We start from the raw sequence: 19,460 nt of genomic DNA on the forward strand, positions 1-19,460 counted from the left end.
ACAGACCGGGAGTACTGACCCCGACATGAGGGGTCGCTGCACGCGGTGACTTCGGGCTGACACAGCCCGTTGACGTCGTGGCAGCGGCCCCTTCTCTTGCGGCCCATCGCACATCCCTAACAGATCGAGGAACCGCGATGACAGGAACTGACGACGACGTTGCCCCGACGCGTTCACCCGAGGTAGCAGTGATCGGGGGCGGGATCGTCGGTCTGTCGACGGCGTACGCGCTGCGAGAGCAGGGCGTGCCGGTGCGCTTGTACGAGGCCGGTCTGCCCGGAACTGGTCAGTCCGCAGGCGAGTCGCGGATCTTCCGGCATGCCCACGACGACCCGCGACTCGTCGCTTTCGCGCGCGAAAGCCGCGGCGTATGGGATGAGTGGGCCGAACACTTCGACGTCGAGCTGGTCTCATCAGACGGTGTCGTGGCGATCGGAGACAGCGCCCTGGCGCGGCTGCGGGTGCTCGACCAGGTCGGCGGCGTGAAAGCGTACGAGATCGACGCAGCCGAGCTCGCCCAACGGATGCCGCTGCTCGCTGGGTACTCGGGGTCAGCGGTGCTCGACGAGTCGGGCGGCGCGATCCGCACCCGCACCGCGATCACGGCACTCGCGGGTGCCCTCGCAGATGCCGTCACCACCGCAGAGGTCATCTCCATCGATCCCCGCGCCGATGGGACGGTCGAGGTGCGCAGCGTCACCGACCGGGCTGTCTACTCCAAGGTGGTCGTGTGCGCCGGCCGCGAAACCGCCCGCCTGGCCCGCAGCGTCGGCCTGTCGCTGCCGGTTCGCCTTGCCGCACACGTCCGGCTGACCTTCGACGTGAAAGCCGCCGCCCCGGCACGAGTCGCGTGCCTGCAGGACAGCAGCGGCGTCTTCGGCGAAGTCGGCGTGTACGCGACGCCGCTACCGGGCAACAGCAGTTATTCGGTCGGACTCAGCGAAACCGTCGGCGTCCGCGACGACGGAACGTTCATCGACCCTGCGGCGATTCGATCGCTGGACGAACGCGCGCGCGAATACGTGACACGCGCGCTGCCCGGTCTCCACCCAGAGCCGCGCGACTTCCTTCATTGCTGGGTGACCGACCTCCCATGGAGCGAGGACGGCGTGGCCGTGTGGGAGGCAGGCTCTGTCCTGTTCGTGGCCGGTCACAATCTGTTCAAGCAGGCACCTGCGCTGGGGCGCGCTCTCGCCCGAGCCGCGACAGGTGAAGGTCTCGCCGCCGAGCTCGAGCAGGGGGCGCGCCTGGGTGAGCCACAGCAATAGGCTCCCGATCCATTCGACGTAGCATCCACGGGTCCTTCTGTGCGCGGCAGCCGACTGGCAAGGGCAAGCGTAGGTTGAGGTATGGATCAACAAGACCTTCCCTGTTCACCCAGTGCACACCCCGCCCGCTCATCGGCATGAGCGTGCACAAGGGAAGCGGCCTCGGGGGAGTGCCGGCGCCTGTACCTCTCGCCGTGCCCGGGATGCGACGAGGGCTCCGGCGACTCCAACGGCCCCGCTCACGGCCAAACACTCACGCGTTGGGCATCCCGGAAGCCGATCCTTGCGGGCGGGTTTGTGTTGGTGCCGGTGGCCGACATTTTCATAGCTTGTCTGCATGACGGTCACTGAGGGCTGAACCTGTTCGACGAGACACGGCGGGCATGGCGGCGTCCTGGTCCGCCGCCGGTGCGGACCCTGCTGTGGCGACCTAAGCAGGACAGGTGGCGGTCGCTTGTCGTGTTGTCCCACGGTTCCGGTGGTGCGGCAGCCAATCTCGGCTGGCTCGCCGAAGCCCTTTGCGACGAGGGATTCCTGGTCGCGGCGGTGGATCACCACGGCAACAGTTCCGATGAAGAACTCCTGCCGGAGGGGGCTGCCTTCTGGTGGGAGCGTCCGGCCGATCTCACGGTCGTTGTCGACCACGTCCAGATGACCGAGAAGGTGGGATCAGCTGCAGTCGCCGGCTACTCGCTGGGCGGCTATACCGCTGCTGCTGTTCTGGGGGCCAGAGTTGATGCTGCGAAGCTCCGCCGTTTGTACGACGGTGAGCCGGTCCTGCCGATTCCGCCGGACCGTCCCGACATCGTGACCGAGAACGCTGAGCTGGTCGCCAGGTACGGCCGCGCGGCGGTGGATGCCCGGGCGGTAGGTGATTACCGGGATCGGCGCTTCGTTGCGGGAGTCTTGTTGGCCCAGGCAATCTGCCCAATCCTCAGTGATGCGAGCCTGTCTGCGATCGACCGGCCGGTGCTGGTGCGGTGGGGAGGCGCTGACGAGGTCGAGGCACCAGAAGTCAATGGTCAGCGGTACACACGGCTGATCCCAGGAGCTGATGGTCGATCGATGGGGCAACACGTAGGGCACTTCGAGTTTGGCGATATCCCGGACGGCGCGGCTGTGCGGTCGGAAGTTCTGGCCGATGTCCTGCCGTTCTTCCGGGCACTCCTGGCCGATTGACGAGCTGCCGGTAACCAGCCCGATCTGGAGACCTTGCAGCCGGGCACAGGGCACGTTCGTTGCGTCACGTCGCTGCCCGGTGAGCGATCGCATCCGGGCACTTGTGTCACACGATCAGTTGCTTGATCCAACGAGGCCAGGTCGACGCGAAGGGTTCGGCTTCCTCGCGGACAGCGGCCAGCAACCGGGTGGCGGCAGCTCTGGAACTCGTGACCAGATCGGCAGGATAACCGAGCGAGGAGGTGTGCTCGGCGAATTCGTCTTGATCTTCGATCCAGGTTCGACCGTCGATGGTTCGGACGACATCGAGGTCCATGTCGACGGTCGCGACGACCCAGCCGTCGTCACCCTGGCCGAACTCGGGGGTGGTGGTGATGTCGGCATAGATCGAGTTACGGGATGGCGGTTCGTTGAAGTGTGCGAGAAAGAGCCCGGCGTGAGGGATCAGCATGACGTGACGTCTCCCGGTCGCCACGTTCGGCTCGTCGGTTGCGAGGAGAGACGTGTGGCCAACCCAACGTCCGTAATCGTCGGACCCGAGATAGGTCGTCGTCAACTGCCGGTGCGGCGTTCCGTCCCACTTGCGCAGTTGAAGACTCACAACGGTGCCGATTTCTGGCTCCGGTTCAGGCATGTGGCGAGACTAGCCGCGTTCCAGTCCCCTCAGCCGTCGGGCGCTCGACCCGGTCCCGGTGCGGACCGGTAAGAGATCCGCTCGCGGTCGGCGGCTGGTGGGGCCTGCCGGTGGAACGACGATCGGCGGCAATCGGGGGTGTGTCCGCGTCACGCCGTACGGTCTGGCCTTGTGTCAATCCAATTGATCGAGGTTGACGGTGCCCGTGTCGCGTACCGCGTCGCCGGCGACGGTCCGGCAGTCGTCCTGATCAAGAACAACAAGCATCCGCTCGACTTCCCGGTGGCGCAGCTGCTTGCGCGCAGATTCCGAACGTTTCAGATCCAACCGGTCGGTTTCGGGGCGAGCGATCGCCCGGCCCGCTACGACTTCGGATCGATCGACCGCCAGGTCCTTGCCGTGCTCGATGCCGTACACGTTGAGAACTTCATCGTGTGGGGCTTCTCCCAGACAGCGTTCATGGCGGCCATGGTCGCCCGGGCCACCGAACGCGCGGTTGCCTTGATCGCTGGCGGGGCAGACCTGCTCGGGCACCCGTCCGATGCCGACATGAGGCGGCTGGAACGGGAGCCGCGGCTGCCCGTCAGCAACCTGGAGTTTTGGCGTGCCTTCCGACGATACGACTGGCATCACGAGCTGCGACAGATGAAACAGCCGACGTTGATCTACCTCGGGACCGGTGATCCACGGATCAGGAAGCTGCGCCGACTTGAGCCAACGCTGCGCGGCTGCGGTTGTGACTACCTCGAGTTCGACGGACTGGACCACACGACGTCCGGGTTCGCCGATGGTGCGGACGGTGGCGCACGTACGACCTCAGCGATCACGACCTGGATGACAAGCAACGTGCCACCCGCAGACCGATAGACGATCGTCCTACGATCCCGGAGATCGCTCTCGTTCATAGACGACTTCGCCTTGTTCGCTCCCGGGCAGGGGATCGTCCCAGTCCAGGTGAACGGTTCGGGTGTGGCGGAATCCGACGCGTTCGAGGACTCGGCGAGAGGCGAGGTTCACCGCCATCGTGGTCGCGACGGCTTGGCTGACGCCGTACTGATCAAAGGCCAGTCGCACCACGGCGGCCGCGGCTTCGGTGGCGTATCCGTGGCCCCAGTGTGAGCTGCAGAGCCGGTAGCCAATGGAAACTGCTTCGGTCTCATCGGTCTCAGCGTGGCGCCAGAGGCCGTTCGGTTGAGGGTCCATGATCACCGGATGGAGTGCGATCCGGCCAACGAAGGATCCGTCGGCGGTTTCGGCGGCGAAGTACCCATAGAGGGCGTAGCGCTGGTATTCGGTCAGGAAGCTGGGGAGGAGTTCGGTTTCGATCCGGGCGCGGTCCCAGTCTTCGTTGTCGAGGTATCGCATCACCTTGCGGTCGGTGTAGAGGGCGACCAAGTTCTCGACGTCAGAGGGCTCGAACCGTCGCAGGAGTAGACGGTCAGTGTGAAGGATCTGGTACATCGGTCTCCCACTCCCGGCGATGGTCCGTCACGGATCGTACCGATCGCCATGTAGCACCTGCTTTACGTCATCGGCCAGCCCGTCGACGAGCGGCTTGGACCTGCCGGGCGATGGAGGCACGTTCAATCCGGCTGCGCCAGGTCACGTCTGTATGGCACGGTGCGCGGGTGATGTCTTCGTCACTTCGGTCATGGGCCGAAGAGGTGCTTCGGTCGCCGGTCGTCGATGAGGTGGCGCTTGAAGGTGGCATGTCCACTGTGCTGAGCGTCGTGATGACGGCATCCGGGCAACGGGCGGTGCTGCGACAGTATCCGAGTCCCAAGTGGTCGGCTCAGCGAGCTCGTCGCGCAGCCAGCGGTGAGGTGTTGGCTCTGGCAGCGTTGGCTGATGTGGATGTCCCGGCACCGATCGGCCTGGGCACAACCCCCGGTAGCGATCATGCAGCCCCTGCTGTCTTGATGAGCTTGTGTTCTGGCCGTCGGTATCGGGGAGATGATCTTGATATCGCCCGCGAGCTTGGCTGGGCGCTGGCGGGCATCCATGCTGTCGGCACGGTCTCCGGGCTCACCGACGAGACCATTGCCACTGTGCGGGCTCTTCGGGCGGGGCGACCACCTCGATACGGAGCACCGGGCCCGCTGCTGGAGCTGGTGATGCAGACGTTCCCGGACGGGCTTGAGTCGCGGCCTCGTGTGCTGGTCCACAACGACTTCAGTGTCAGCAACGTCCTGGTCGACGGTGACGCGATCACCGGGGTTGTTGATTGGACCGAGGCAGCCATGGGGAACGCCGGGATTGACCTCGGGTTCGCCTATGTCAGCACGGTGTTGTCGTTCGGGTCGGCGGCTGGCGAGGAACTGCTACAGGGGTATCGATCGCGCTCGGCATCGCCCGTTGATGATCTGGCCTGGTGGCAGTTGCTTGCGGCGAGCCGGCTGGAGCCCGACATCGATAGTTGGACGGGCAGCGCCAACTTCCTCGGCCCCGCCCACCTGACCGGAGCGGAGGTTCGGACGAGATTCAACGTCCTGGTCGAGGCCGCCGCAGCGACTGTGCATGCCAGCGCCCGGTGAACGATGGCAGTGGACATGGGACGGCCGGCCGCGACGTTGGTTCTGCAGGTGAATCGCGAAGTCCTGTGCCACTGTGCAGAGAACTCGTTGCTCCGCGATCTGTATGCGCCGATTCCGCCGGCGGTGCCCGACCACGTCCAGTCGCCAGGCCGGTCACTGCCGATGTGAGTACCCGGTCTCGGGTCGACAATCGGGTCAGGTAGCGGCGCCGAGAGCTGTGATCGTGTAGCCAGGTTCCATGGCTTGGGGGAGTGATGACGGGATGAGGTGTCGGGTGGCAATCTCAATGATCTGGCTCGGGTCGGCGACACGGTACATCGGTCGACCGGTCCTGGAGCGACGCGGTCCATGCGTTGCTCGCTGATCTGGAACAAGTCGGATTTGATGGTGCAACCGGGTATCTCGGCACGGATTCAGCAGACCGGGAACCCTTGAGTACATCCCGGGTGAGTCTCCGTGGAACGCGAATGCTCGCAGCAGAGTTGCCGCTTTGCGATCGGCTGTCTGCCCGCCACGGACCGCTTGCGGGCGGCGATCTGTAGGTCGAGGAGCCCTTTCTGGCGGCCTGCCTGACTCGCCTCGTGCATCGAGGCTGAGCCCTGCGAGGGGTCGCGTGCCGTCAGGGTCTGGCTTGAGCGCTGAGGGTATGCACTCTAGTCCTGCTCGGCGCCCCAGCGTTCGAGCGCACGGATCGCTTCGCGCAGAGCGAGTCCGCGATCGGTCAGCGCGTAGGCGCGGGTGTTGTGCCGGAGGGGGAGACGGGACAGCACGCCAGCCGCTTCGAGCTCGCGGAGGCGGGTGGCGAGCATGTTGGTCGGCGTTCCGAGGTCGCGCTGCAGGTCGCCGTAGCGCTGCGGCCCGTCGAGCAGCCGCTCGACGATGAGGAGGGCCCACCGGGGCCCAACGATGTCGAGGGCTGCGGCGAGGCCACTCACGCCGTTGCGTCGGCGTCGGGTTTCAGCCAGAACGGTGAGTAGTGGTAGCCATCGGGGTCGTCGAACTGGCGTTGGTACATGAAGGGATAGTCGTCGGTGTCGCCGATCCGCCCGCCGGCGGCACCGGCCCGCTCGATGAGTTCGTCGACAGCTTGGCGGCTGCCGAGGTCGAACGAGACCGTGACCTTCGAGGGGGTGGTCGGTCCGCCGATCAGTTCCTCCACGCCGCCGACGTTCGCGTACATCTCACGACTGCCGAGCATGACGTACTGCCCGGGCGCAATCGCGAAACACGACACGTTGTGATCAGACATCTCAGGGTTGAGGGTCCAGCCGAGAGCAGTGTAGAAGGCGGTCGCGCGCTCGACACTCTCGACCGGGCAGGTGATGAAGAGGCTCATACGACCGCGTACTTGCAAAATACAAGTGTCGTGGTCAACCCTAAAGCGTCGCGGATCCTCGGAGGTCAACGGCCGCGTGACCCTGCGTGACCGGTCATCCATCCCTTGTGTGACACGGTTTTCGGACGCCCACACCCCCCCCGGGTCATGTCGCAGCACGTGTTACTGAATCGTCCTGCTGGCGCGGGGGATTTTCGCAACACGTACTGGGAAATGTCCCCGAGGTCCGGCGGTCCCGAGGTCCGGCGGCCGTGAGGTGCGGCGGTCCCGAGTGCGGCGGTCCGGAGGTGCGGCGGCCGTGAGGTACGGCGGCCCCCGCGGCGGTGGTCCCGGGTGGGGCCCGCCACCCGGGGCGCGGGTTAGAAGCTGGTGCGTTGCAGGCTTCTGGTGTCCTCGGTCTGTTGCTTGGCGTCGTACACGCCCGTACGCAGCCGGTGCAGCCACGGGGTGCTGCCGGTCCGGGCCTCGACGTCGGTGACGAGCAGCGCGGTGCCGGACTGCTCGGCGATCTGCACCGGCTCGCGGACATCGGGACCGAAGACGGCACTGTTGCCGGGCATCGTCGATGCCATGCTGATCCAGATGCCGTTCACTCCGGAGTAGACGTCGAGGTTGCGGTAGAACGGCGTCGGAAGCGGTGACGGTGTCTCTCGCCCGGTCGTGGAGAACATCACCAGGTCGACGCCGAGCTGTTCGTAGTCGGTGAAGCTCTGCGGATGCACCGCCTCGATGCCGAGGGCACAGCCGACGCGCAGTCCGTCGACCTCGAAGGTGACCGGACCGGTCCCGGGGGTGTACATGAAGTTGATCTTGGTTTCTGACATGAACCGCTCGTCGTAGCGGGTGTGTACCCGTCCATGATCATCGATCACGTACATGCTGTTGTGTGGACGATGTCCGTCGGACAGCCGGTGGGCGGCCGGCAACGCGACCCAGATGCCGAGTTCGCCCGCTCGGCGCGCGACGGCGGCGAGTTCGTCGGCGTAGGCGGCCCAGTCGACCCGGCTCCATTCCGCGGGCCCGACCTCGTCGGGGATCGACGACATCACCCGCTTGTGCGGGAAGCTGAGTGCTCCTTCGGGACACTGCACCAGTCGTGCGCCGGCGGTGTGCGCCCGGGTGATCAACTCACGCAGCTGGGCGCCGCTGGCACGCAACAGCTCGGGATCGGTCGGGTCCTCGCGTTGCTCGGTCTGCGCAACCGCCAGGCGCAGCCTGACCGGTTCGGCTCCGTCGGCCTGCGGCTGGTGGGTCGGACGGGTGTTCTGATCTTCCAACATGGCATCTCCTGATGCTCGGCGGAAGTGCCGCAGCGCTGCCGTGTAGGACTCGCCGGTCTTGGCCGCGCGAGCTCGTACCCGTTGTTTGAAACGCCTGTGCGCTGTCATCTGGCCTTCCTCACCTCGGACGGCGTCCCCCAGCGACCGGCCGATCCGAGGCACGGACCAGGAAAGGATCACCCGAGACCTTCAGATCCCTTTGCCTTCAGCGTTTGACCCGCGCTGGGGGCAGGTCACGAAGGTTGGGCGTGGGCGACGCCGGAGCACAGAATCTAGTGCAGCCACGATCCCGGACCGCGGATCCGGTTCGGCGTGCCGGGATGTTCCTGCCGTGCCACCGGCGGATGTCCGGCCTGCTCCGGTCGGCCACTACAGTTGCGGTGTGTCTACGACCGGAAGCCAGCCCCAGCTCGGCCAGCAGCAACAGCCCGGCCAGCAGGACCAGCCTGCGCAGGCGTGGGCAGCGGGCCCGTTCGGTGAGCCGGTGAAGAAGCCGTCGCTGTGGCGCCGGTTCCGGACCAAGGCGTTCTCCAACCTCAACCTGAACGGGCACACGCCGCCCCGGGTGCAGCCCGAGGTCGGTGACTGGGGCCCGGAGAAGGTGCCGACCACCAAGCAGAAGAAGCGGATGCGGATCTACGTCAGCATCGCGCTGCCGGTCATCATGTTGGCCTGCTTCCTGCTCGGCTGGTACGTCTACTTCATGATGACCGGCTGCTACGGCTTCGGGATGGGCTGCCGCAACCAGGGCTGACTGCGTGACCGGTCGGCGTCAGCTGGTGAGCCGGGCGAGATGACCGAGCCGGGCAACCTCGGAGTCGAGATAGCTGGGACCACCGAGCCGGCCGATGACGATCGCCCGATCGCCACCCAGCGGCGCCACCACGACGACCGAATCGTCATAGCCGGGGATCCATTCACCGTCCAGGCTCAGCCGGTGGGTGCTGTCGAACGGCGCCAACCGCTGCAGGTCCTCCGACGACAGGTCCGGCGCCATCGGCGTGCTGTAGGTCGCCGTGCCGGCACCGTCGGCGGACAGCGCGACCAACACCGCCCACTGGGACCGGAACACCGCCGGTGCGGAGGACACCAGGGTCTCGGCGGCATGCTCGGGATCGTTGGTCATCCGCTCCAAGGTCTCCAGGTCCGACTGCAGACCGCCGCCCTCGGGATAGCGCGAGATCCATTCCACGTCCACCCCGTCCAGGCCCTGGCAGGCGCTGATCAGGGCATCGGGCAACTTCCCCGGCGGTACGTCGACCACGAAGTCGTCGATCGCCTGCCCGTCGCGTTTCTGAACGATCTCGACGGCGAGGATGTCGGCGCCGACCGCACCCATCGCCGACGCCACCGCGCCCAGCGAGCCCGGCACATCCGGAAGCGACACCCTCATCAAGAACACGGCGACCATCCTGTCCTACTGTCATTACCGCGGTGTTTCGCGGGTCTCGCGCAGCAAGACCGGCGACGGGGCCGGGGTGATCCATTAGTGTCGCGATCGTGCCACGCTTCACACCGTTCCGAGCCGTCAGATATCCGACCGATACCAACTTCGACGCGGTCGTCGCACCGCCGTACGACGTCTTGTCGGCCGAGCAGGTCCGGTACCACCACGACCGGGACCCGCACAACATCACCCGGATCGACGTGCCGACCGGGGACGATCGCTACGCGCGTGCCGGTGCGCTGTACCGGCAGTGGCTCGACGAGGGTGTGCTGGTCGCTGACGAGGCGCCGACATTGACCGTCTACCGGCTCCGGTTCACCGATCCGACCGGGGCGGAGCGGACCATTTCCGGCGTGCTCGGCGGCCTGGAGGTCGTCGACGAGGGCGCCGGCGGCGTCCTGCCTCACGAACGGACCACGCCGAAGGCGTCCACCGACCGGCTCGACCTGACCCGGGCGACCGGCGCCAATCTGTCACCGGTCTGGGGGCTGTCGTTGGCTGCCGGGCTGACCGACCTGCTCGCCGAGCCCGGCGAACCGGTCGCCGCGGTCACCGACGACGCCGACGGCTTCCGGGTCGAGCATCTGCTGGAACGCATCACCGACCCGGACCGGATCGCCGCGATCACCGAGCTGATCGGCACCGACGACGTGCTGATCGCCGACGGACACCACCGGTACGGGGTTGCCCGCAGCTATCGCGACGAGGTCCGGACCGCGACCGGACGCACCGACACCGCCGCAGAGGACACCCTGGTCTTCGTCAACGAACTGGTCGCCGATCAGCTCAGTGTCGCAGCCATCCACCGGCTCTACCGGGGCATCGCCGCTGACACCCTGCGATCGGCCATCGGCGATCGCTTCGACCTGGCGGCCCTGGACGCCGATCATCCCGACGCCCGACCCGACCCGGCCACCCTGGCCCGGATGGAAGCCGAGGGATTCCTGACCTTGATCACCGCCGAGGGTGCCTGGACGATGACGCCGAAGCCGGGAGCGTTCGACGATGTCCGGGCCCTCGACGGTGTCTGGCTGGAGGAGACCCTTGCCGATCTGACCGCGGAGGTGAGTTATCAGCACGGGGTCGAGGAAGTGCTGTCGGCGGTGGGTTCCGGCGACGCCGTCGCCGGGGTGCTGATCCGGCCGGTCGGCGTTGCCGAGATCGAACGGACCGCCCGCGAGGGTCTGTTGATGCCGCCGAAGTCGACCTTCTTCACGCCCAAGTTGAAGACCGGGTTCGTGATCCGCGACCTGTCCTGACCCGATCCGCCGGCCGCCATCGGCGTACGAGGTCGGTCAGGCGTAGTCGTAGTGCTTCTTGCCGCAGCGCGATTGGGTGCCGCCGGAACCACCGTCGCTCATGCAGGCCCAGTAGCGCACCTTGCGGTCCTCGGGGATGTTCAGGTTCACATGCTTTGCCGGCGCGTGATAGCCCTTGTTGTTGAAGGCGACCACCTCGGTGTGCCACCAACACCGGCCCTCGGGCGTGCACTGCCGGTATTCCAGGACGCCCTTGACGCCGTGTCCGTCGGCCTTCCAGTCGTTGATGTAGAAGTGGTCGCCGTAGGAACGGAAGTCGACGGTGCCGTCGTTGGGACCAGCGACCCCGGCACTGCCGGATGCGGCGGCCGGTGCCGCCGAAACGGCCAGCGCGGCGAATGCTGCCGCGGCGAGGAGTGCGATGCGTCTCATCATGTTCTGCCACCTTCTGCTTCCTGTGCGGGACTGATCCGGAGAGGCTAGGGAGCAGCCGACCCACTCAGCGGTCGGTTTCGATGCAGCTCGAGGGTCTCGGCTCAGTCCGGTCCGGCGCCCAGGGGTAGCACGAGGATCCGTTCCTCGCCGTAGTCGGTGAAGCCGGCCCGGCGCAGGATCGGGGCCGAGGTGTCGGTGCGCCCCTTGACCAGCGCCAGGGTCGCGCCGGCGTCGCGGGCCAGCTGCAGCCGGAGGTCGAGCACCGCCCGATAGGCGCCGCGCCGACGTGCGGACTCGACCGTTGCCGCGCCCCAGAGCCGGGCGACGCCGTCGACAACTGTGCAGCCGGCGGTACAGACCGCTGCGCCGTCCAACCGGCCGATCACCCGGAACTCGCCGCGAGCGGCGTCCTCGCCCAGCTGCCGGTCGAGTCGGTCGGGAGTGATCGGCTGCTGATCCCAGACCGAGACGTTGACCGCGTCGAGGTCGACATACTGCTCCCGGGTCCGGACCTGCTCGGCGGTGATCCCGGCAGCCGCGCGACTCCCCGCGGACCAGTCGCCGAGATCGAGGGCCAGGATGGCCACCGTCTCCTCATGGACGGCGCCGCGGGCCGCCAGCTCCGCCTCCAGATCGGCCGGCCGGGTGCTGTCGCCGACCCACCAGTTGATCTTGTCCCGACCCCAGGCCCGGGCCTGGTCCGAGGCGTCCTCGATGATCTGTTTCGCCTGACGATCGGAGTCGACCTGCTTGGCCTGGACACCGACGCCGGTCCAGTCCGGATAGTCCAGGATCTTCAGATCGCTGCCGACGGTCCGGGTGCCGTCGGGCAGCCACTCCCAGTCGGCGGCAGCACGGCGGACGGCATCGGCGCTCCAGGCGGTCACGGGCCAACTGTACGGCGGCGGCCACCGGCTGCCCGGGCGGAACGGCGCGGGGGAGCCGGACCACTAAGATGTCTACGCCCGGTCGTCGGGCAGCAGCGAGACCTACAGGAGAGATCGTGGCATTGAGCCGTGAGGAGGTGGCAGCCCTCGGCCGATTGGCTCGGATCGAGCTGTCGCCGGAGGAGTTGGAACATCTGGCACCGCAGCTGGACCAGATCCTGGAGCATGTCGCCCAGGTCAGCGAGGTCGCCGGTGCCGATGTCCAGCCGACCTCACACCCGCTGCCGTTGAGCAATGTCTTCCGCGCCGACGAGCCGCGTCCCTGCCTGACCCAGGATGAAGCGCTGTCCGGTGCGCCGGTGGCGCAGGACGGACGTTTCCGGGTCCCGCGGATCCTGGGGGAGGAGGCATGACCGAGTTGATCAAGAACACCGCCGCCGAACTCGCCGCCAAGATCGCCGCTCAGGAGGTGACCTCGGTCGAGGTCACCCAGGCCCACCTGGACCGGATGGCCGCCGTCGAGCCGGCCGTCCATGCCTTCCTGCACGTCGATACCGAGCGGGCGCTGCAGACTGCCGCCGCGGTCGACGCCAAGATCAGCAACGGTGAGCCGGTCGGTCCGCTGGCCGGGGTTCCCCTGGCGCTGAAGGACGTCCTGACCTACTCCGGGGCGCCGACCACCTGCGGCTCGAAGATCCTCGAAGGCTGGGTGCCGCCGTACAACGCGACAGTGACCCAGCGGTTGATCGACGCCGACCTGGTGATCTTGGGCAAGACCAACATGGACGAGTTCGCGATGGGGTCCTCGACGGAGAACTCCGCCTACGGGCCGACCCACAACCCGTGGGACCTTGATCGGATCCCGGGCGGGTCCGGCGGCGGATCGTCGGCGTCGCTGGCCGCCTTCGAAGCTCCGCTGGCGATCGGTACCGACACCGGCGGCTCGATCCGGCAGCCGGCCGCGGTGACCGGCACGGTTGGTGTCAAGCCGACCTACGGCGGCACCTCCCGCTACGGCCTGGTGGCGCTGGCCTCCAGCCTTGATCAACCCGGCCCCTGTGCGCGGACGGTGCTGGATGCGGCCCTGCTGCACGAGGTGATCGCGGGTTACGACCCGCACGACTCGACCTCGATCAACGAGCCGGTCCCCGGTGTCGTCGAGGCCGCCCGTTCCGGCGATATCAGGGGCATGAAGATCGGTGTCGTCAAGGAGTTCGCCGGTGAGGGCTACGCCGCCGGCGTCGAGCAGCGCTTCGGTGAGGCCGTTGATCAACTGGCCAAGCTGGGGGCGGAGATCGTCGAGGTGTCCTGCCCGAACTTCCGCTACGCGATGCCCGCCTATTACCTGATCCTGCCCAGCGAGGCCTCGTCCAATCTGGCCAAGTTCGACGGCATGCGGTTCGGGCTGCGGGCCGGCGACGACGGCATCGCCGGCGCCGAAGAGGTGATGGGGCTGACCCGTGAGGCGGGCTTCGGTGCCGAGGTCAAGCGCCGGATCATGATCGGCACCTACGCGCTGTCCAGCGGCTACTACGACGCCTATTACGGCCAGGCCCAGAAGGTCCGGACCTTGATCATCAACGACTTCGACGCGGCCTATCAGAAGGTCGACGTACTGGTGTCGCCGACCACGCCGACGACGGCGTTCAGGCTCGGTGAGAAGGTCGACGATCCGCTGGCGATGTACCTCAACGACCTGTGCACCATCCCGTCCAACCTGGCCGGCAACGCCAGCGCCTCGTTCCCGGTCGGGCTGGCACCCGAGGACGGTCTGCCGGTCGGCCTGCAGGTCGTCGCGCCACCGCTGGCCGACGATCGGCTGTATCGGGTCGGCGCCGCCTTGGAGCGGGCACTGACCGAGAGCTGGGGTGGCCCGTTGCTTGCCCGCATTCCGGAGCTGGAGGTGTCGAAGTGAGCACGACAGGACTCGACGCGGTGATGCCGTACGACGACGCGCTGGCCAAATTCGACCCGGTGCTCGGCCTGGAGGTGCACGTCGAGCTGAACACCGCGACCAAGATGTTCTGCGGCTGTGCGGTCGAGTTCGGCGGCGAGCCCAACATCCGCACCTGCCCGGTGTGCCTCGGCCTGCCCGGCTCGCTGCCGGTGGTCAACGGCAAGGCCGTGGAGGCCGCGATCCGGATCGGCCTGGCGCTGAACTGCAACATCGCCGAGTGGTGCCGGTTCGCCCGCAAGAACTACTTCTATCCCGACGTCCCGAAGAACTTCCAGACCTCCCAGTACGACGAGCCGATTGCCTTCGACGGTCACGTCGAGGTCGAGGTGGACGGCGAGACGTACGCCATCGAGATCGAGCGCGCGCACATGGAGGAGGACGCCGGCAAATCCCTGCACGTCGGCGGCGCCGACGGTCGGCTGCAGGGCGCCTCGCACTCGCTGATGGATTACAACCGGGCCGGCACCCCGTTGATCGAGATCGTCACCAAGCCGATCGAGGGCACCGGCGCGAAGGCTCCCCAGGTGGCCCGGGCCTACGTCGCGATGATCCGTGATCTGGTCAAGGCGCTGAAGGTCTCCGACGCCCGGATGGAGCAGGGCTCGGTCCGTTGCGACGCCAACGTCAGCCTGCGACCGATCGGCCGCGAGGAGTACGGGCTGCGGACCGAGACCAAGAACGTCAACTCGCTGCGCAGCATCGAACGGGCACTGACCTATGAGATCACCCGGCAGGCCGCGCTGCTGGACTCCGGGCAGCGGGTGCACCAGGAGACCCGGCACTTCGCCGAGGAGTCCGGCACCACCAGCCCCGGCCGCAGCAAGGAGCAGGCCGAGGACTACCGCTACTTCCCCGAGCCCGACCTGGTGCCGGTGGCACCGAGCCGGGAATGGGTGGAGGAGTTGCGGGGCACGCTGCCGGAGCAGCCGGCCCTGCGCCGCAAGCGGCTGACGGCCGAGTGGGGCTTCTCTGAGCTGGAGATGCGTGACGTGATCAGTGCCGGAGCGCTGGACCTGATCGAGGCGACCGTGGTCGCCGGGTCGGCGGCACAGCCGGCCCGTAAGTGGTGGATGGGTGAGCTGTCCCGCAAGGCCAACGACACCGGGGTGGAGCTGGAGGACGTCGCGATGACGCCGGTCCAGGTCGCCGAGCTGCAGGGCCTGGTCGAGGCGAAGACGATCAACGACAAGCTGGCCCGGCAGGTGATCGAAGGCGTACTGGCCGGTGAGGGCGATCCGAAGGCGGTCGTCGAGGCCAGGGGACTGGCCGTGGTGTCCGACGACGGCGCGCTCAGCGAGGCTGTCGACACCGCGATCGAGGCCAACCCGGACATCGCCGACAAGATCAGGTCCGGCAAGGTGCAGGCCGCCGGTGCCCTGATCGGTGCGGTGATGAAGGCGATGCGCGGCCAAGCTGACGCGGGCCGGGTCCGCGAGTTGATCTTGGAGAAGCTGGGCTGACCGGCCCACGTTGATCATGGGACCGCTGGACGGGGTCCGGGTGCTGGAGTTGCCGGCACTCGGGCCGGTGCCGTTCGCGGGCATGATGTTGGCCGATCTCGGTGCGTCGGTGATCAAGGTCGACCGGCCAGCCGACGCGCACGCCGGCCTGGAATATCCACCCGGTCCACTGGAACGCGGCCGACGGTCGATGGGTATTGATCTTCGGACCACCGCCGGCGCCGACCTCGCACTCCGGCTGGTCGAGCGTTCAGACGTGTTGATCGAGGGCTTCCGACCGGGTGTCGCCGAACGCCTCGGGATCGGCCCGGACCTCGCGCTGGAACGCAACCCGGCGCTGGTGTACGGCCGGATGACCGGCTGGGGACAGGACGGGCCGCTCGCCCAGCGGGCCGGCCACGACATCAGCTATCTGGCGCTCAGCGGGGCGCTGCACGGGATCGGTGAGCATGATCGCCGCCCGATGCCACCGGTCAACTATCTGGCCGACTTCGGCGGCGGCGCGATGATGATCATCACCGGCATCCTGGCGGCCCTGCTGCACGCCCGGGCCACCGGCGAGGGGCAGGTCGTCGACGCCGCGATGACCGACGGCGCGGCCTACCTGACCACCATGACCCGGCAGTTCGCCGGTACCGGGCACTGGGTCGACGAACGCGAACGCAACCTGCTCGACGGCGGCGCACCCAACTACCGCTGCTATCGGACCGCCGACGACAAGTACGTCGCCGTCGGGGCGCTGGAACCGAAATTCTGGGCCGAATTGGTGCACACCCTCGGCGCCGATGTCGCAGACGTGCCGGATCCGTTCGACCACGACCAGTGGGAGGCGTGTGCCGAGTGGCTCTCGGCGATCCTGCTGACCAGGTCGCGGGACGAGTGGGCTGCGATCTTCGCCGACACCGACAGTTGCGTGACCCCGGTGCTGACGCTGGCCGAGGCACCCGACCACGCCCACAACCGCGTCCGCCGGAGCTTCGTCGAGGTCGACGACGTCACCGTAGCCGCGCCGGTGCCGCGGTTCTCCGCAACTCCGACCGAGCCTGGTCGGGTGAGCACACCGGGTGGTGACACCGACAGCATCCTGGACGAGTTCGGGTGCGACGCCGACGAACGGGCCGCTCTGCGGTCGGCCGGTGTCATCGGAGCGTACGACGTCGATCCGTAGGACCCCGAGAAGCCCGGGACCTGCTCATGCGTCGTGAATGTCCCACATTTAAGTAGTACATTTGCGGTATGTCCGATACACCGACGGTCTCGATCCGCGAGCTCTCACATGAGACCTCCGGAACTCTTCGTCGAGTGAAGGCCGGTGAAACGATCGAGATCACCGAGCGCGGCCGAGTGATCGGGCGCATCGTCCCCGTCGGAGCGGCGCAGAGCCGTCGGGAGCAGTTGATAGCTGCCGGGCGCCTGTCCGCGGGAAACCGCGACCATCGCGCCCTGTTCGCCGCAATCGACCATCGGCTGTCGACTGAGCCGATCGACCAGGCGAGCTCAGGTACGAAAGCCGTGCTCGACATGCGCGACGACGAACGTTACTGACCTCAAGACGTCGGGTTGAGCCGTGCTCTATTTCGATACGTCCGCCTTGATGAAGCTCTGTCGGGTCGAGCCGGAGTCTGCCGACTTGAGGCGGTGGTTGGCGACCCAGCCCGGCGACTGGTTCACTTCGGCGCTAACTGAGGTCGAGTTGTGTCGTGCATTGGCTCGTTCGGATCCGGCTGCGTTGCCCCGTGCGGCGCAGGTGCTCGGCGACTGTGCGATCTTTGACATCGACGACGAGATCCGTCAGCAGGCCGCGTCCCTTCGGCCGGTCGGTCTTAGGTCGCTCGATGCGATTCACCTGGCGACCGCGTTGGAGGTGGCATCAGATCTGGCTGGCTGCTTGACCTATGACCTGCGGCTCGCTGAGGCCGCAAATGCGGCTGGGCTGACCGTCCGAAGCCCCGGGTCGGCCGGCTGATCAGACGACGAAGAATGCGGCCGCGATGATCAAATAGGTCGCACACAGCACGACACCCCACCAGCGGCTCACCCGACGTGCCAGCAGCATCGCGCCGGGGACCAGCACGGCCACCGCCATCGCGACGATCTCGGCCGGGCGAAAGGCCAACGGCAGTGGGTTGAACGCCAGAGACAGCAGCGCGATCACCGGAATCACCATGGTGGCGACCTGGGCGCTGGAGCTGAAAGCGATCTCCGCCGACAGCGCGAGTTTGCCGCGGAAGGCCAGGATCACCGCGCCGCCGTGTTCGGTGGCGTTGCCCGCCAGCGCCACCAGCACCGCGGCGACGAAGAACTGGCTCCACCCGACCGATGAGGCGAAGTCCTGGATGGACTCGGTCAACACCTCCGACACCACAACGGTGCCCAGCGTGACCAGTCCGAGAACGGTCAGCGAGACCGGCAGCGACCAGCCGCCCGATTCCTCGGCTGCAGCCGAATCCTGCCGAGCATCGCGCTCGGTGCGCTGCTGCTGATGGGCCCGCCGCTGCCGGAGCACCGACACGACGGTGACCGCGGCGTAGGTCGCCACCAACACCGCACAGACCACGACGGACCAGGCCGACATCGGCGCCGGCTCGGCCCCGGCGGAGCCCCAATACAGCTGCGCAGGACCGATCAGCAGCACCAGCCCGAACAGCACCAGCCCGAGCCACGCCGCACACGATCGTCGCTGGATCCGTCCGTGCCGGCCGAACAGCGCCGACATCCCCATCACCAGCAACAGATTGCTGACGATGCTGCCTGTCAGCGTGCCCCGGACGACGTCGAACAGGCCGCGGTGGACCGAGAACAGGGCGATGATCAACTCGGGTGCGTTGCCGAAGCTGGCGTTCAGCAGTCCGGCGATACCGGGGCCGAGATGCTCGCTGGCGTGGTCGGTCGCCTCGCCGATCAGGAACGCCAACGGCACCAGCGCGGCGACGCTGACGCAGAACAGCAGCACATCGCTGGCAGCGGTGAACTGGAGTCCGAAGTCGATCGGGACCAGCACGAGTCCCAGGTAGGGAAGGTGACGCGGCCGCAGCCGCCGGCTGCCGACCTGCTGCAGGACGGCGTGATCAGCTCGGGGCAGGTTGTCCGATCGCACGCGCGGACTGCCGTCAGACCGACAGGTCGGTGGTCAGCAGGGCGTCGATGGCGTCCTGTTCGCCGACCAGTTTGACGTCGGCGACCCCGGTACGGCCGTTGGCGAAGATCACCAGTTCGCTCGGTTTGCCGACGACGGTGACGATCCTGGTGCCGTTCTGCGCCCTGATCGTCTCCGGCTCGCCGTCGGAGTCGCCGTCACCGGACCCGGCCAGCGGGGTGCGTTCCAGGACGACGCCGACCGGTGCGCGTCGGAAGAAGGCACGGCCCAGCAGCTTGAGCCGTCGCCACATCCAGTCCTCGACCTCGTCGCCGAGATCGCGCGGACCGGCCGGATGATCACCGGCCCGCCGGACGTCCTCGTGGTGGATGAAGAACTCGGTGGTGTTGGCGGGTTCGTCGACGCCCGGAAAGGAGAACACGGAGAAACGCGCTGGCCCGTTGCCGACCCGTTCGACCAGCTCGGCATAGGACCACCGGGACTTCGCCTCGGCCATCCGCCGTTCGGTCAGGCCGGCGAGCGGCTTGGCCAGGATCCCCGGCGCACCGACCGGGTCGGTCTCCCGGATCCACAGATGAGCGGCAAGATCATGGGTGGTCCAATCGCCGCACAGCGTCGGGGCGTCGGGACCGACCTCGGAGAGCAACTCGCACAACCCGGCGCGCTCATCCTTGGCAAAAGTCATAA

22 protein-coding genes are annotated in these 19,460 nt (G+C 67.3%); 12 read left to right on the forward strand and 10 right to left on the reverse strand.

The features are described 5' to 3' along the window. The first annotated feature begins 137 nt into the window (after positions 1–137). Positions 138–1,268 carry an NAD(P)/FAD-dependent oxidoreductase gene (locus tag BLU38_RS28015; protein ID WP_172836242.1) on the forward strand — a complete coding sequence of 377 codons (1,131 nt, stop codon included), beginning with the start codon at positions 138–140 and terminating at the stop codon, positions 1,266–1,268. 408 nt (positions 1,269–1,676) lie between these two features. After that, entirely contained in the window at positions 1,677–2,447 is a 771-nt protein-coding gene (locus BLU38_RS28020) for an alpha/beta hydrolase family protein (protein WP_157683771.1), read from the forward strand. 106 nt (positions 2,448–2,553) lie between these two features. Here the strand turns inward: BLU38_RS28020 and BLU38_RS28025 are convergent, their stop codons facing one another. Continuing rightward, positions 2,554–2,898 (reverse strand): DUF402 domain-containing protein, encoded by a 345-nt coding sequence (locus BLU38_RS28025; RefSeq protein ID WP_157683772.1) that lies wholly within the window; start codon positions 2,896–2,898, stop codon positions 2,554–2,556. A gap of 465 nt (positions 2,899–3,363) precedes the next feature. Between BLU38_RS28025 and BLU38_RS32460 the strand changes: the two genes are divergently transcribed. Next, entirely contained in the window at positions 3,364–3,948 is a 585-nt protein-coding gene (locus BLU38_RS32460) for an alpha/beta fold hydrolase (protein ID WP_407939722.1), read from the forward strand. A gap of 9 nt (positions 3,949–3,957) precedes the next feature. On the opposite strand, the gene BLU38_RS28035 is transcribed toward BLU38_RS32460, so the two are convergent. Continuing rightward, complete coding sequence (locus BLU38_RS28035; protein ID WP_091530056.1) at positions 3,958–4,542, reverse strand: GNAT family N-acetyltransferase; 585 nt, start codon at positions 4,540–4,542, stop codon at positions 3,958–3,960. 248 nt (positions 4,543–4,790) lie between these two features. Between BLU38_RS28035 and BLU38_RS28040 the strand changes: the two genes are divergently transcribed. Further along, the gene (locus BLU38_RS28040) at positions 4,791–5,615 is read left to right on the forward strand and encodes a phosphotransferase family protein (RefSeq protein ID WP_157683774.1); all 825 of its coding nucleotides are present in this window, start codon (positions 4,791–4,793) and stop codon (positions 5,613–5,615) included. 653 nt (positions 5,616–6,268) lie between these two features. Here the strand turns inward: BLU38_RS28040 and BLU38_RS28045 are convergent. The 3 genes from BLU38_RS28045 to BLU38_RS28055 all read right to left on the reverse strand — a co-directional run bounded on the left by BLU38_RS28045 (position 6,269) and on the right by BLU38_RS28055 (position 8,339). Continuing rightward, positions 6,269–6,550, reverse strand: a complete 282-nt coding sequence (locus tag BLU38_RS28045) for a winged helix-turn-helix transcriptional regulator (RefSeq protein ID WP_091530063.1) — start codon at positions 6,548–6,550, stop codon at positions 6,269–6,271. Next, a complete protein-coding gene (locus BLU38_RS28050; RefSeq protein WP_197679902.1) occupies positions 6,547–7,020 on the reverse strand; it encodes a VOC family protein in 474 nt (157 codons plus the stop codon). The genes BLU38_RS28045 and BLU38_RS28050 overlap by 4 nt, the downstream gene beginning before the upstream one ends. Before the next feature lie 290 nt (positions 7,021–7,310). Further along, positions 7,311–8,339: a carbon-nitrogen hydrolase family protein gene (locus tag BLU38_RS28055; RefSeq protein WP_091533293.1), complete on the reverse strand. Its 1,029-nt coding sequence runs from the start codon at positions 8,337–8,339 to the stop codon at positions 7,311–7,313. Between the two features lie 274 nt (positions 8,340–8,613). Here BLU38_RS28055 and BLU38_RS28060 point away from each other — a divergent pair, with 274 nt between their 5' ends. After that, the gene (locus tag BLU38_RS28060) at positions 8,614–8,985 is read left to right on the forward strand and encodes a hypothetical protein (RefSeq protein ID WP_091530070.1); all 372 of its coding nucleotides are present in this window, start codon (positions 8,614–8,616) and stop codon (positions 8,983–8,985) included. An 18-nt stretch (positions 8,986–9,003) separates the two neighbouring features. On the opposite strand, the gene BLU38_RS28065 is transcribed toward BLU38_RS28060, so the two are convergent. Further along, positions 9,004–9,624 (reverse strand): ACT domain-containing protein, encoded by a 621-nt coding sequence (locus tag BLU38_RS28065; RefSeq protein WP_231920444.1) that lies wholly within the window; start codon positions 9,622–9,624, stop codon positions 9,004–9,006. Between the two features lie 107 nt (positions 9,625–9,731). On the opposite strand from BLU38_RS28065, the gene BLU38_RS28070 reads away from it, so the two are divergent. Next, on the forward strand, positions 9,732–10,937 hold the full coding sequence (locus BLU38_RS28070; RefSeq protein WP_091530073.1) for a DUF1015 family protein: 1,206 nt from the start codon (positions 9,732–9,734) through the stop codon (positions 10,935–10,937). Positions 10,938–10,973: 36 nt separating this feature from the next. Here BLU38_RS28070 and BLU38_RS28075 read toward each other — a convergent pair whose 3' ends face one another. Together BLU38_RS28075 and BLU38_RS28080 are read right to left on the reverse strand one after the other, a co-directional pair. Beyond that, the gene (locus BLU38_RS28075) at positions 10,974–11,372 is read right to left on the reverse strand and encodes a hypothetical protein (protein WP_091530077.1); all 399 of its coding nucleotides are present in this window, start codon (positions 11,370–11,372) and stop codon (positions 10,974–10,976) included. Between the two features lie 101 nt (positions 11,373–11,473). After that, complete coding sequence (locus BLU38_RS28080; RefSeq protein WP_091530081.1) at positions 11,474–12,259, reverse strand: hypothetical protein; 786 nt, start codon at positions 12,257–12,259, stop codon at positions 11,474–11,476. Between the two features lie 116 nt (positions 12,260–12,375). Here BLU38_RS28080 and gatC point away from each other — a divergent pair, with 116 nt between their 5' ends. The 6 genes from gatC (at position 12,376) to BLU38_RS28110 (ending at position 17,642) form a co-directional block, all read left to right on the forward strand. Beyond that, on the forward strand, positions 12,376–12,672 hold the full coding sequence (gene gatC, locus BLU38_RS28085; protein ID WP_456238070.1) for an Asp-tRNA(Asn)/Glu-tRNA(Gln) amidotransferase subunit GatC: 297 nt from the start codon (positions 12,376–12,378) through the stop codon (positions 12,670–12,672). Further along, positions 12,669–14,174 (forward strand): Asp-tRNA(Asn)/Glu-tRNA(Gln) amidotransferase subunit GatA, encoded by a 1,506-nt coding sequence (gatA, locus tag BLU38_RS28090; RefSeq protein ID WP_091530084.1) that lies wholly within the window; start codon positions 12,669–12,671, stop codon positions 14,172–14,174. Before gatC ends, gatA begins: the two co-directional genes overlap by 4 nt. A gap of 23 nt (positions 14,175–14,197) precedes the next feature. Continuing rightward, a complete protein-coding gene (gatB, locus tag BLU38_RS28095; protein ID WP_091533299.1) occupies positions 14,198–15,676 on the forward strand; it encodes an Asp-tRNA(Asn)/Glu-tRNA(Gln) amidotransferase subunit GatB in 1,479 nt (492 codons plus the stop codon). 16 nt (positions 15,677–15,692) lie between these two features. After that, positions 15,693–16,844 carry a CaiB/BaiF CoA transferase family protein gene (locus BLU38_RS28100; protein WP_091530087.1) on the forward strand — a complete coding sequence of 384 codons (1,152 nt, stop codon included), beginning with the start codon at positions 15,693–15,695 and terminating at the stop codon, positions 16,842–16,844. 68 nt (positions 16,845–16,912) lie between these two features. Beyond that, a complete protein-coding gene (locus BLU38_RS28105) occupies positions 16,913–17,221 on the forward strand; it encodes a type II toxin-antitoxin system Phd/YefM family antitoxin (RefSeq protein ID WP_197679903.1) in 309 nt (102 codons plus the stop codon). Positions 17,222–17,243: 22 nt separating this feature from the next. Further along, positions 17,244–17,642, forward strand: a complete 399-nt coding sequence (locus BLU38_RS28110; RefSeq protein ID WP_091530091.1) for a type II toxin-antitoxin system VapC family toxin — start codon at positions 17,244–17,246, stop codon at positions 17,640–17,642. Here BLU38_RS28110 and cax read toward each other — a convergent pair whose 3' ends face one another. Continuing rightward, positions 17,643–18,773 carry a calcium/proton exchanger gene (gene cax / locus BLU38_RS28115; RefSeq protein ID WP_091530095.1) on the reverse strand — a complete coding sequence of 377 codons (1,131 nt, stop codon included), beginning with the start codon at positions 18,771–18,773 and terminating at the stop codon, positions 17,643–17,645. 13 nt (positions 18,774–18,786) lie between these two features. After that, positions 18,787–19,458, reverse strand: coding sequence for a TIGR03085 family metal-binding protein (locus tag BLU38_RS28120; protein ID WP_197679904.1), 672 nt, complete (start codon positions 19,456–19,458; stop codon positions 18,787–18,789). Positions 19,459–19,460: the final 2 nt, after the last annotated feature.

This window comes from Microlunatus soli (genome assembly GCF_900105385.1).
In the GTDB taxonomy this organism is placed as follows: Bacteria; Actinomycetota; Actinomycetes; order Propionibacteriales; family Propionibacteriaceae; genus Microlunatus; species Microlunatus soli.